The organism is Thalassospira sp., from assembly GCF_002709775.1.
GTDB lineage: Bacteria > Pseudomonadota > Alphaproteobacteria > Rhodospirillales > Thalassospiraceae > Thalassospira.
This window is the reverse complement of the sequence record NZ_PAQR01000058.1, coordinates 24,705-37,198: the sequence shown is the minus strand read 5'-3', so window position 1 is coordinate 37,198 and position 12,494 is coordinate 24,705. Positions and strand designations below refer to the sequence as shown.

At 55.7% G+C, this 12,494-nt stretch carries 12 protein-coding genes; 5 read left to right on the top strand and 7 right to left on the bottom strand.

Annotation, left to right across the window (positions count from 1 at the left end):
• Positions 1-52: 52 nt before the first annotated feature.
• The 4 genes from CMO10_RS17975 to CMO10_RS17960 all read left to right on the top strand — a co-directional run bounded on the left by CMO10_RS17975 (position 53) and on the right by CMO10_RS17960 (position 4,192).
• Complete coding sequence (locus CMO10_RS17975) at positions 53-1,522, top strand: M81 family metallopeptidase (protein ID WP_297024716.1); 1,470 nt, start codon at positions 53-55, stop codon at positions 1,520-1,522.
• A 255-nt stretch (positions 1,523-1,777) separates the two neighbouring features.
• The gene (locus CMO10_RS17970; RefSeq protein WP_297024715.1) at positions 1,778-2,629 is read left to right on the top strand and encodes an alpha/beta hydrolase; all 852 of its coding nucleotides are present in this window, start codon (positions 1,778-1,780) and stop codon (positions 2,627-2,629) included.
• A 127-nt stretch (positions 2,630-2,756) separates the two neighbouring features.
• A complete protein-coding gene (gene lhpI / locus CMO10_RS17965; protein WP_297024714.1) occupies positions 2,757-3,698 on the top strand; it encodes a bifunctional Delta(1)-pyrroline-2-carboxylate/Delta(1)-piperideine-2-carboxylate reductase in 942 nt (313 codons plus the stop codon).
• Positions 3,695-4,192 (top strand): thioesterase family protein, encoded by a 498-nt coding sequence (locus CMO10_RS17960; protein ID WP_297024713.1) that lies wholly within the window; start codon positions 3,695-3,697, stop codon positions 4,190-4,192. Before lhpI ends, CMO10_RS17960 begins: the two co-directional genes overlap by 4 nt.
• Before the next feature lie 59 nt (positions 4,193-4,251).
• Here CMO10_RS17960 and CMO10_RS17955 read toward each other — a convergent pair whose 3' ends face one another.
• Positions 4,252-4,761 carry a GNAT family N-acetyltransferase gene (locus tag CMO10_RS17955; protein ID WP_297024712.1) on the bottom strand — a complete coding sequence of 170 codons (510 nt, stop codon included), beginning with the start codon at positions 4,759-4,761 and terminating at the stop codon, positions 4,252-4,254.
• Between the two features lie 102 nt (positions 4,762-4,863).
• On the opposite strand from CMO10_RS17955, the gene CMO10_RS17950 reads away from it, so the two are divergent.
• A complete protein-coding gene (locus CMO10_RS17950) occupies positions 4,864-6,096 on the top strand; it encodes a bifunctional alpha/beta hydrolase/OsmC family protein (protein WP_297024711.1) in 1,233 nt (410 codons plus the stop codon).
• A 78-nt stretch (positions 6,097-6,174) separates the two neighbouring features.
• On the opposite strand, the gene CMO10_RS17945 is transcribed toward CMO10_RS17950, so the two are convergent.
• The 6 genes from CMO10_RS17945 to CMO10_RS17920 all read right to left on the bottom strand — a co-directional run bounded on the left by CMO10_RS17945 (position 6,175) and on the right by CMO10_RS17920 (position 12,463).
• Positions 6,175-6,522: a RidA family protein gene (locus CMO10_RS17945; protein WP_044826837.1), complete on the bottom strand. Its 348-nt coding sequence runs from the start codon at positions 6,520-6,522 to the stop codon at positions 6,175-6,177.
• 50 nt (positions 6,523-6,572) lie between these two features.
• Positions 6,573-7,859, bottom strand: a complete 1,287-nt coding sequence (locus CMO10_RS17940) for a M20 family metallopeptidase (RefSeq protein ID WP_297024710.1) — start codon at positions 7,857-7,859, stop codon at positions 6,573-6,575.
• A gap of 32 nt (positions 7,860-7,891) precedes the next feature.
• Positions 7,892-9,037: an NAD(P)/FAD-dependent oxidoreductase gene (locus CMO10_RS17935; protein WP_297024709.1), complete on the bottom strand. Its 1,146-nt coding sequence runs from the start codon at positions 9,035-9,037 to the stop codon at positions 7,892-7,894.
• Positions 9,038-9,048: 11 nt separating this feature from the next.
• Positions 9,049-10,092 carry a histone deacetylase family protein gene (locus tag CMO10_RS17930; RefSeq protein WP_297024708.1) on the bottom strand — a complete coding sequence of 348 codons (1,044 nt, stop codon included), beginning with the start codon at positions 10,090-10,092 and terminating at the stop codon, positions 9,049-9,051.
• A 68-nt stretch (positions 10,093-10,160) separates the two neighbouring features.
• On the bottom strand, positions 10,161-11,090 hold the full coding sequence (kce, locus tag CMO10_RS17925; RefSeq protein WP_297024707.1) for a 3,5-dioxohexanoate:acetyl-CoA acetone transferase: 930 nt from the start codon (positions 11,088-11,090) through the stop codon (positions 10,161-10,163).
• Positions 11,087-12,463 (bottom strand): aminotransferase family protein, encoded by a 1,377-nt coding sequence (locus tag CMO10_RS17920; protein WP_297024706.1) that lies wholly within the window; start codon positions 12,461-12,463, stop codon positions 11,087-11,089. The genes kce and CMO10_RS17920 overlap by 4 nt, the downstream gene beginning before the upstream one ends.
• Positions 12,464-12,494: the final 31 nt, after the last annotated feature.

Genomic DNA, 12,494 nt, shown 5'->3' with positions numbered 1-12,494 from the left:
CCTTCGGAATTCATTAGCTGATATCAAAAGACCAATAACAAAGGCACGGGCCATGCGGATTTTTTGCGCCTCGATTGCAACCGAGACCAATACTTTTTCACCTTTGCGCACTGATTTTTCCGATTTTCAGGAAAGCTTTTACGCACCGCCGGGTCAGCATCCCGTCACCCCGACGCTTTGCAGTGCCGTCTTTACCGAAGGCCGCCTGCGCGCCGCCAAGGAAGGCTGGGATCTGATCGAAGGTACCGCCACCTGGGCCGAGCCGGGTGGGCTCGTCAACCGCGCGACTTATGAACAGCTGCGTGATGAAGTTCTGGGGCAGTTGCGCGCGGCCATGCCGGTGGATGGTGTGATCCTGGGTCTGCATGGCGCGATGGTCGCCCAGGATTATCTTGATTGCGAAGGCGATCTTCTTGCGCGCATTCGTGAACTGGTTGGCCCGGATGTCGTGATCGGCACAAGTTTTGATCCGCACAGCCATCTGACGGCTCTTCGCGTCGACAGTGCCGACATCATCGTCGCGTTCAAGGAATTTCCGCATACCGATTTTGTTGAAACCGGACGGGCAGTTGTTGATCTTGTGCTGCGCACTTTGCGCGGCGAGATCAAGCCGACCAAGGCAGTCTTTGACTGCCATATGATCGAGGTGCTGCCGACATCGCGCGAACCGATGCGTTCTTTCATTGATCGTGCCAAGGATATGGAAGGAACCGGTGATATCCTGTCGGTATCCTTCATTCACGGATTTATGGCTGGTGACGTGCCCGATCTCGGGGCCAAGGTGATTGTCACCACCAACGATAACCCTGCGGAAGCCGAACAGATAGCACGAAACCTGGGGGTTGAGTTGTTTGGCTTCCGTGGGGCCACCCGCCCGACATTCGTAACACCGGACGAGGCCCTTGATCAGGCCTTGGCATCGGACGCCAAACCGATTGTTCTGACCGATGTCTGGGACAATCCGGGCGGCGGTGTGCCGGGCGACAGCACCATATTGCTGCGCACCGTGATCGAACGTGGCTTGGCCGATTTTGCGGTTGGCACCCTTTGGGATCCAATGGCGGTTCGTACGTGCTTTTCCGCGGGTGAGGGGGCGACATTGCCGCTTCGTTTTGGTGGCAAGACCGGATCACGCGCCGGAAGCCCGATTGATGCCGAAGTTCGGGTCAAAAAGCTTGAACGCAATGCCTGGCAGTATTTCGGTGAAAGCATCGTGCCGCTTGGCGATTGTGCCGTCATTGAATTGCCCGGTGGTGGCGAAGTCATCCTCAACACCAACCGTTCGCAAAGCTTTGATCCCAGCCTGTTTTCGAACATGGGCATCGATCCGAAATCAAAGAAGTATCTGTTTATCAAATCAACAAACCACTTTTATGACGCCTTCGCCAAAATCGCGGGCGAGATCATTTATGTCGATGTGCACGGGCCGTACCCGTCCGATCCGAAAACCAACGGATATCGCTATTTGACCCGTGACTTGTGGCCGATTGTCGAAGATCCGTTTGGCAAGAAGGCCGGTTAAACCGTTTACCTTGCACCAGTTACAAGCGGTTCAAAGCCACACATTCGAACCGTCGAAGTCTCCCTGCGAATGACTGGTCAAGGATTGGGCCACGATTGGACTTTGCGTCCGGTCGTGGCTCTTTTTTTATGTCTGCAGCTTCTATTGTGTTTCTGATTAAAAGCACCGCCTGTTTGGAAGTGTTTGCAAACAGTCCAAAATTAAAGAAAGATCATTGAGGGCGAGGTCGTTTTCACCGGTAAGAATGAGGTTCCCATGACTTGGGGCGGTTTCACAGCAGCAGAGCTTGAATGGCAATATAATCCGCGCGAAACCGTGCCGGACTTCATGACCCATTTCGAACGGTTCGTTAAATTGTCTGACGAAACCCGTGCCCAGTATGGCGGCAAGCTTGATGTCCGCTATGGCAAGGGGCCAAAGGAAACCATGGATGTCTTCATGGCATCCGATCCGGGTGCACCGGTGCATGTGTTTTTCCATGGCGGCTATTGGCGCAGCCAGGACAAAAAGGATTATGCCTTTGTCGCGCGTGATCTCGTGGCGGCAGGGTTCACAGTGATCTGCCCGAACTATGATCTGTGCCCGGATGTGACGGTGGCCGACATCACCGAAGAAGCCGTACGCGCCATCACCTATATCTATCAGCATATCGAAGAATTTAACGGCGACCGTGACCGCATTTCGATTTCCGGCCATTCTGCCGGTGGCCAGATCGTTGCGCGCCTTGCCACCCATGACTGGCTGGAAACCATCGGTGATGAAATGCCGTTTGAGGCGATCGTGCCGATTTCAGGTGTCTTTGACCTTGAACCGGTACGCCATACGACGCTCAATGAGGATATCCGCCTTGATGAAGCATCGGCGGCGGATAATTCGCCGATGCTCGATGCCGTGCCGCTGGACGCCCGCCTGATGGTGGTTGTGGGCGGCAATGAAAGCCCGGAATTTGTGCGCCAAAGTGATGCTTATGGTGCCTATTGCGGCAGTGCCGGGCTTAAGGTTTCGGTCTATAAGGCGTGGGGTGCGAACCACTTTACCGTGCTTGAAGAACTGTTTCTGGGCACCGGATCGCTGTTTGGCACGCTCAAACGGTTTTTGCTGCCGTAAATCGCGCTGATTTCCCTTCAAAACAGCATAAAAATCTACTGGTCTTCCTGTGACGTGCGGGCTGCGACGTGGTATAAAACATGCCTGCTACCGCACTGAAATGAAAAACAGTTCTACAGGAAGGCCCATGCGTTTCATTACCGCCGACGATATCGAAAAATTTGTCTCGCCCCGCGATCTGGTCGAAGCCCTTCGTGACGGGTTTGAACAAGGCTGTGAGGCACCGCTGCGCAGCCATTTCAACATGGAACGCAGTAACGAGGATGACGCAACCTTCCTGATTATGCCGGCCTGGCAAAAGGATGGCGCAGCCGGTGTGAAAATCGCCGCTGTCGTGCCGGGCAACTCGGCGCGCAATCTGCCGGCCGTTTCCGGAACCTATGTTTTGCTTGATGCCGTGACCGGGCAGCCGTCAGCGGTAATTGATGGCACCAAACTGACCACGCGCCGTACCGCTGCCGCATCCGCACTGGCATGTGACTATCTGGCGCGCAAGGATGCCAGCGAGATGGTGATGGTTGGATCAGGCGCAATGGCGCCGCAATTGATCAAGGCCCATGCATCGGTTCGCCCGATCAAGAATGTCACGATCTGGAATCGCAATGCCGACAAGGCCGCCAAACTCGCCGCCGAAATTGCCGAGCTTGGCTTTAACGCCAAGGGTACAGACGATCTTGAAGGCGCATGCAAATCCGCCGATCTGATTTCCTGCGCAACGCTTTCGACCGAACCGTTGGTAAGGGGCGACTGGCTGCGTGAAGGCACCCACGTTGATCTGGTTGGCGCGTTCAAGCCGACCATGCGCGAAACCGATGATGCGGTCATGGCTAAGTGCCGCATCTATGTCGACAGTTTCGAAGGGGCCAGTGCCGAAGGTGGTGACGTTGTGCAAGCCATCGACAGCGGCGCGATTTCCAAATCCGACATCATTGGTGATCTGTTTGGCCTGACCCGCAGGCAGGTCAAAGGCCGTGAAACTGATGCGGAATGCACCGTATTCAAATCTGTCGGGCATTCGCTTGAAGATTTTGTTGCCGCCGTCGCGGTGGTAAAGGCCGTCGAAAAATGATCAGCACCGATCTGTTTGCGCCCGAACCGCTAGAAGCCTTTCGCGGGCACATCAAACCCGAATGGATTGATTTCAACGGCCATATGAATGTTGGCTATTACGTGGTCGCATTTGATCTGGGATCGATGGCGTTTCTTGATGCGGTGGGGATGGGATATACCTATCCCGAACGGCGCGGCGGATCGACTTTCGGACTTGAAATGCATGTGACCTATGATCGCGAAATCCATCAGGGTGATCCGTTTGTGATCCATACCCGGGTGCTGGATTGCGATCAGAAGCGCATTCACATGTATCACGAAATGCGTCATGGCACTGAGGGCTGGCTGGCCTCGACCAATGAAATCATCACCATGCATATCAACATGCAGGAACGGCGATCTGCCCCGTTCCCCGATGACATCATGGAAACGCTCAACAAGATCAAGCAAGCCCATGCAGGTTTGCCCATCCCGTCCGGGGTCGGGCGCAAGATCGGCATTCGACGCAAGTAGTGACACAAAACCCCGCATCATCAGATTGCGGGGTTTTGTTTTGGTCTTTGCGATGTGTCTCAAGGCCGGGTCGCCACATAAACCCTGCACATCTCACCGGTTTGATTGACATCCTGATCACGCAGATAGGTCAGGCCAAGCTTTTCAAGCATGCGCACGGAAGCCACATTGTCCGGCAGGCAGTAACCATAAATCTTCTCAAACCCGTATGCGTTCCAGCCGTGTTTGATCAGTGCAGAGCCAACTTCAAAGGCATAACCTTTGCCCTGATGGACCTCGCTTACGGAGTAGCCGATATCCGGCGCGTCCAACGTATCGCGCTTCACAAAGCCAATCAGGCCAATCGGGCTTTGGCTGTATTTTTCAATCGCCACACACATCCCGAAACCGAGTTTTTGATAATTCTCGCGAAAACGCTGATCGATATAATTGCGCGCGGCCGCAAGATCATGAACATCACGATCGCCAATAAACCGAAGCCAGCCCGGTTCATTCAGCAATTGCAGAATGAACGGCGCGTCATCATGATTTGCTTCTCGCAAAATTGTGCGTTCGGTTTGAACAATCATCACTGAACTGTCCGTGTTACTGTGCGACCCTGCATGCGATCCTATCGGCAGTGATTTGAAATAGCAGTATGATTTTACCCCGCAAAGGTCAGGAGGATTAAGATGCCCGGAAAACCGATAAAGCTGACATTTGAAGGGGCGCATGGCGCCGAACTGGCCGCACGGCTTGATTTGCCGACCGGACCGGTCAAGGCCTATGCCCTGTTTGCCCATTGCTTTACCTGTACCAAGGATCTGATCGCGGCCCGCAAAATTGCCGAGGCGCTGACAGTCGAAGGCATCGGTGTGCTGCGCTTTGATTTTACTGGCTTGGGTGGTTCGGGCGGTGATTTCGCCTCGACCAACTTCACCTCAAACCTTGATGATCTCGAACGCGCGGCCGACTTCCTGCGCGATGAGTTCGAAGCCCCCAAACTCCTGATCGGGCATTCATTGGGCGGGGCTGCGGTGTTGGCCGTGGCCGATCGCATCAAGGAAGCAACCGCGGTTGCGACCATCGGCGCGCCATCGGATGTAACGCATGTCACCCATAATTTCGCCGATCATCTTGATGATATCCGTGAAAAGGGCGAGGCCGAAGTCTGCCTTGGCGGGCGGCCGTTCGTCATCCGCAAGCAGTTCGTTGATGACCTTGGCGGTTATGATCTGGCGGCCCAGGTCGTCAAGATGAAAAAGGCGCTTCTGGTCATGCATGCACCGCTTGATCAGACGGTCGGGATTGAAAATGCCGGTAAGATTTTTGATGCTGCCAAGCATCCCAAAAGCTTTGTCTCGCTTGATCAGGCCGATCATTTGCTGCGCGATCCAGCGGATGCGGCCTACGCCGCATCCGTGATTGCTGCCTGGGCGAAACGCTATCTGCCCGATGCCAAGGAAACAACGCCGGAGCTTAGCGAAGGTGTCATTGTGCGTGAAACCGGCCTTGGCAAGTTCCAGTCGATGGTGCTGGCGGGTAAACATCGTCTGCTGGCGGATGAACCGGAAAAAGTCGGCGGGCTGGATAGCGGGCCGTCGCCCTATGATTATCTTTCGACGGCCCTTGGCAGTTGCACGGTGATGACGATCCGGATGTATGCCGATCATAAGGGGATCGATATTGATTCCATCCGGGCCGAAGTCCTGCATCAGAAAGTTCACGCCGATGATTGCGCGGAATGCGGCGAACAACATGCCGCCAAAGGTGGCAAGATCGACCGGTTCGAACGCATCATTCGCTTTACTGGTGATCTGGACGACGCCACGCGGCAACGTTTGGTCGAGATTGCCGATAAATGCCCGGTGCACAGAACGCTTGAGGCGACATCACTGATCGTCACCCGCGAGGATCGGGCATAGTTTGCAGGGTACTGCACAAATGAAAAACGCCTGACCGGTTTCCCGCGCCAGGCGTTTTTTCTGATGCGTCAAAGTGACTTACGGCTTGGCCGCAATCACGATGAACTCAACCAGATAATCCGGGGTAGCGAGCTTTGCTTCGCCACATGCGCGACCCGGGGTGTGACCCTGCGGGACCCATGCATCCCAAACCGCGTTCATCGCAGCAAAGTCTTTCATGTCGGCAAGCCAGACGGTGGTCGACAGGATGTTTTCCTTGCTCGAACCGCATTCGGCCAGAAGGGTATCAACCTTTTCAAGGCATTCCTTGGTCTGGTTGGTGATGTCGCTGTCGGGATTACCAACCTGACCGGCCAGATAGATGGTGTTGCCATGGACAACGGCCTGGCTCATACGCGGGCCGGTGTGAAGACGCTGAATGCTCATGAAACTCTCCTTGGTATCAATCGGCTTGAATAAATTATTCGAATTGGTTTTTAGCTAGCACGCTTTTGCACGCCGCACCAGTCGGCAATGAACAGGGCCAATACCTCGGTGACTTCCATCATCGATGCAATCGAAACCCGTTCATCAATCCCGTGAATGCGTTCGGCCTTTGGGCCGTAACAGGTGGCCGGGATATTGCCATAAATCTGGAAGAAGCGCGCATCGGTCGTCGCGGTCGAGGCAAGATTTTTGATCTCCTTGCCCGTCACTTCCTGATGGATATCGCCAATCATCGACATCATCGGATGATTGATATCCATCTCGCAGCCTTCGGCCTGGAAACCGCGATAGGTGATCTCGATCTTCGCACCCTTGCAGGCCGGGTGGTTATCAAGCGCGCTTTGTTTGACAGCCTCGATGGTTTCGCGAACCTTTTCAAGTTCCATACCCGGATAGAAACCAACCCGGATATCCGCCGTGCAAACCGGCGGCACGGTAGATGCCCATTCGCCGCCTTCAATCTTGCCCAGATTGAAGTTCACCGGATGGACATGCGCACCAAACGCTGCGTGACGATGGGTCGGATGGTTCCAGATTTCCTCGACTTCCTTCAAGGTCTCAAAGAAACCAAAGGCAGATTCAATCGCGTTGCTGCCAGCCGACGTATCGAGAACATGCGCCGGGCTGCCCGATACATGGATCTGGAACCACATGACACCAAGCTGGGCCGTCATCAGGGTCTGGTTAAACGGTTCGGGAATGATGGCGCAATCGGCCTTGTAGCCCGCATGCAGGCAGGCGAGTGCGCCGTTGCCGGTACATTCTTCCTCGATCACCGATTGCAAGATAACGGGGGCTGCCGGTTCAAGCCCGATATCGTGCAGTGCCTGAAGTGCCTGGCAATAGGCAATGATCCCGGCCTTCATATCACCGGCACCACGGCCGTAAATCCAGTCATCCTCGACATGCGGGGTGAATGGCCCGTGGCGCCATTGTTCGGCCGGTCCGGTCGGAACGACATCCATATGACCATTCAGGATCAGGCTGCGCCCCGTCGGGTTTTGCGGGCGATGCAGGCCGACAACGTTTTCACGCCCGTCATAGCCATCAATCACCGGCGGGGAAAAACCCGGCTGATCACGCAACGCATTGATGTCGATCTTGACCCGTTCGACATCGAGCCCCATCGCAGCAAACTTGTCTGAAATCCAGTCTTGCGCGGATGCTTCGTTGCCAAGCTGGCTATCATGGCGCACAAGCGCGCACAAATCATCAATCGCACTTTGGGTGCGCTTTGAAACCGCTTCGCGCAAGGCTTTACGATCAAACTGGCTCATTGGTCTTTCTCCTGATCGGTCAATGCCAAGCGTTACTTGCCGCTCACAAGGGTGGGGCGGGTGGCGGAAAGCGCATCTTCGCTAATGCCAAGCTTTTCCATCTGCGGCGGCACACCTTTGCCGGTGATGATGCTTGCGGCATATTCGCCCATGGCCGGTGCGGTCTGAATACCGTAGCCACCTTGGCCCGCCAACCAATAGAAATTGTCATCTGCCGGATCAAAGCTTGAAACCGGATCACCATCGGCAAAGAAGCTGCGCAACCCGGCCCAGCTTTCACCCGGGCGGCGGACTTCGATGCTGGTCGCCGTCATCAGGCGATCAATCGTAATCGCGATATCCAGTTCTTCGGGCTGCACATCATGCGGCTCGGTCGGCGTGGTATCGGCCGGGGATACCAGCAAACGACCGGCATCTTCCTTGAAATAAAGCGTCTCATCAAGGCTTGCGACCAGCGGCCAGCCATGCGGTTTGACGTCTGCTGGCACATCAACCATCACTGCGGTGCGGCGTTTGGGCACGATGCCAAGCGGCTTGATACCGGCCTTGGTAGCAATGTCATCGGCCCAGGCCCCCGCCGCATTGACAACGATATCAGCGCTATAAACATCGCCTTTGCTCAGCGTGACCTGCCATTTCCCGTCGGCTTTGCCAATCGCGCTGACATCGGCCTTGGTGATGACCGTACCGCCAAGTGCCTTGAACTGGCGAATAAAGCCCCAGTGAAGCGCATGCACATCAATGTCCATGGCATCCGTCTCATAGGCGGCCTTGGCAACCCGATCGGTATGAATGACCGGCACGATTTCCTTGAGCGCATCCGGGGTGAGTTCAACAAAGTTCGCACCATTGGCGCGCCCCTCGGTCAGGATGGCGTCAAGTTCGGCTTCTTCGCCCGGGGCTGCGGTCATGATGATGCCACGCGGGGTCAAGATCGGGTTTTCGGTAAAGCCGTCCGGTGGGGTGATGAAGAAAGCCCGGCTGGCCGTTGACATCTTGCGGATGATTTTAGGGCCATAGGTCTCGCTATAAAGGGCGGCAGACCGGCCGGTGCTGTGATAGCCCGGCTGGTCTTCGCGCTCCAAAACCGTGACGGATTTACCCGCCTTGGCCAAAAAGAATGCTGCTGACATTCCGGCGATACCGCCGCCGATGATCAGGATGTCTGAATGGGTCATGTGGGGCCTTCTTAAATCGTGTTGGTCTTGGTGGTCGCGTCAAAGCCGCTGATAAATTGATAAAGGTTTTCTGCAAGCGTTTCACTAACATAACCACCTTCCTGCACGAGAACGGTGGGGCAGGAAAGGGTGCCGATTTTTTCTCCGATCCGGGCAAAACCATCGGGACTGACGGTCAGCCCGCCAAACGGATCATCGCGCGATGCATCAAGGCCAAGCGCAATGACAACCGCATCCGCACCGAAATCGTCAATCTTTGCCAATGACCGGTCAAGCGCATCAAGGAACACATCATCACCGCTGCCAAGGGGCAGGGGCTGGTTATGGTTAAAGCCAAGCCCTTCCTTTTCGCCGGATTCCCCAGCATGCCCCCAATAAAACGGATAGAAATCCATGGGATCGGCATGGATTGACAGGGTCATGACATCAGATCGGTCATAGAAAATATGCTGGGTGCCGTTGCCATGATGCAGATCGACATCAAGGATCGCGACCCGGTCATATTTGCGGCGGAGCTCCTCGGCGGCAATCGCACTGTTGTTCAGATAGCAAAAGCCGCCTGCGATGTTACCACTTGCATGGTGTCCGGGCGGACGGCACAGCGCATAGGCGGTGTTGGCACCCTGATCACGTACATGGCGGGCCGCAGCAATTGCTGTTTGCGCACTGGCATAGGCGGAATGCCATGTGGTGACAGACACCGGACAGGATGTATCGCCAAGATGAAAGCCAGCCTTGCCCGCAGGATGGCGCGGGTAGGGGCCGGTGCGATCAAACGGGTGGATGTTTGGGATGACCTGCTGCGCACCGCCGACATCCTTCCATTCATCATGGATGGTCTGCAGGAAGTTCAGATATTGCGCATCGTGAATGGCGGCAATCGGGGCCAATCCGGCATCATTCGGGGCATGAAGATCAAGACCGAGGCGCGCGACCGCACCGCGCAGAATTTCCGCACGTTCGGGGACTTCGGGGATCGGCTTTTTCTCGCCCGCGACAATGAAGGTCTTGCCGTGATGGCGAAGCTGATCGTCTGAGAAATAGGCATGCATCATCGCTGCCGCCTTTCACATCATGTGGTCAAACGGTGGTGGCGTTGTCGTTCGGTTGTCTGATCCCGATCCTAGAAGGCGACCTTGTCGCCGCCTTTCAGACCGAGAATTGCGCGTGCTTCGTCCGGGGTTGCGATTTCAAGCGACAACCCGTCAAGCACCTCGCGGATTTTGCGCACTTGCGATGCGTTGTCCGGCGCGAGTTCGCCCTTTTTGATATAAAGGTTGTCCTCAAGCCCGACCCGCACATTGCCACCCATGGCGGCAGACATGCTGCCAAGTGGCATCTGATGGCGCCCGGCACCCAGAACAGAAAACTGGTACTGATCGCCAAACAGCTTGTCTGCGGTGCGTTTCAGATGGGCAAGGTTGTCGGGATCGGCCCCGATGCCGCCCAGAACACCCAGCACGAATTGAATGAAAATCGGGCCCTTGATCAGGCCGCGATCAACGAAATGCGCCAGGGTATAAAGATGCCCGACGTCATAGCATTCGAACTCGAACCGGGTGCCGTTGGCTTCGCCCAGATCGGCCAGAATGGTTTCGATGTCTGAAAACGTGTTCTTGAAAACAAAGTCACGGCTGCTTTCAAGGAATTCCGGTTCCCAGTCATGTTTCCATTCGGTGCGCCCGGCAAGGGCCGGGAACAGGCCAAAATTCATCGTGCCCATATTCAGCGACGCCATCTCCGGTGCGGCTTCGCGCGCGGCCCGGATGCGGTCACGGACATTCATGTTCATGCCGCCGCCAGTCGAAATGTTGATCACGGCATTGGTCGCTGCCTTGATCTTTGGCAGGAACTGCATGAACACATCCGGATCCGGGCTTGGAAAGCCGGTTTTGGGATCGCGCGCATGCAGATGCAGGATCGATGCCCCGGCATTGGCGGCATCAATCGCCTGCTGGGCGATTTCATCAGGTGTGACGGGCAGGTTCGGGCTCATGGACGGGGTATGAACCGATCCTGTAATCGCACAGGTGATGATGACTTTGCGGCTCATGCGAAGGCTCCTGCGATCACGAGTTCGTCTTGCAGTTCCGTCAGTGCCTGGCGCAGTGGCACCAGAATATCGGCAAACTGTTCCTTGGTGATGATCATTGGCGGGCAGATCATGACATGATCGCCACGATAACCGCCACGCGTGCGGCGCCAATAAATGATCAGGCCCAGGTCATAGGCGATATCAACAAGGCGCGCGGCCGCCATGTGTTTGGGCTCAAGCGGCTCCATGCTGTTGCGATCCTTGACCAGTTCCATCGCCAGCAACAATCCCTTGCCGCGCACATCACCGATCATCGGGAACTCTTCGGCAAGCTTGGTCAGTTCATCCTTGAGTGCCGCACCATTGGTCGCGGCATTTTCAAGCAGATTGTCTTCGTCAATCACATCAAGAACGGCATTGCCCGCAGCGCACGCCAACGGGTTCCCGGCATAGGTATAACCGTGAATAAACCCGCCATGATCGAGAACCGGACCAACGATACGATCCGGGGCAATCATCGCACCCAGCGGTGCGTAACCCGCGGCCAGACCTTTGGAAACAGCAAGGATATCGGGCACGATGCCCCAATGTTCTGCTGCGAAATATTTACCGGTACGACCGGCACCTGTCATGACCTCATCATAGATCAGAAGAATACCGTACTGATCGCAAATCTCGCGAATGCGGCCATAATAGCTGTCCGGGGCAACGAGTGCGCCGGTAGCCGCCCCGCCAACCGGTTCCATGATGAAACCAAGAACGGTTTCCGGGCCCTGCTTGATGATTTCGGCTTCAAGCATGTTGGCATATTTGATGCCACGCTCATGATCACTCAAATCATCACGATCAAGGTAACAGGTCGGGGCAGGAATTTTCGGCTGATCCACCATCATCGGCGCGAACGGCGCATGCATCGGCGTATAGCCGGTGATGGCAAGCGCGCCCAGTGTTGCGCCATGGTAGCTCGGAAAGCGTGAAATGATTTTCGTGCGCTGCGCTTCGCCATTGGCCAGCGCATATTGCCGCGCAAGCTTGATGCAGCTTTCAACCGCCTCGGACCCACCGGAAACAAAGAAGACGCGCTCAAGATCACCTGGCGCACGTTCGGCAAGGCGCATGGCCAGGTCTTCGGCCGCATCATTTTCGAAATGCAGGCGATAGGCGAAGCTTGCCTTTTCAAGCTGCTTCATCATGGCCGCAACCACGCGCGGGTCGCTATGGCCGATATTGCTGACCATCGCACCGCTCGACGCATCGATATAGCGTTTGCCGTCAACATCCCACATATAAACGCCTTCGGATCGGTCGATCAGCGGGCGGCGGGACCGGCTTTGATAAAACAGGCGGGACTCCCGGTTGTGTCCGACGGAGCTTTTGGGATCAAGCGTCATTCTGGTGGCTCTCCTGAACCGGCTGCAAATT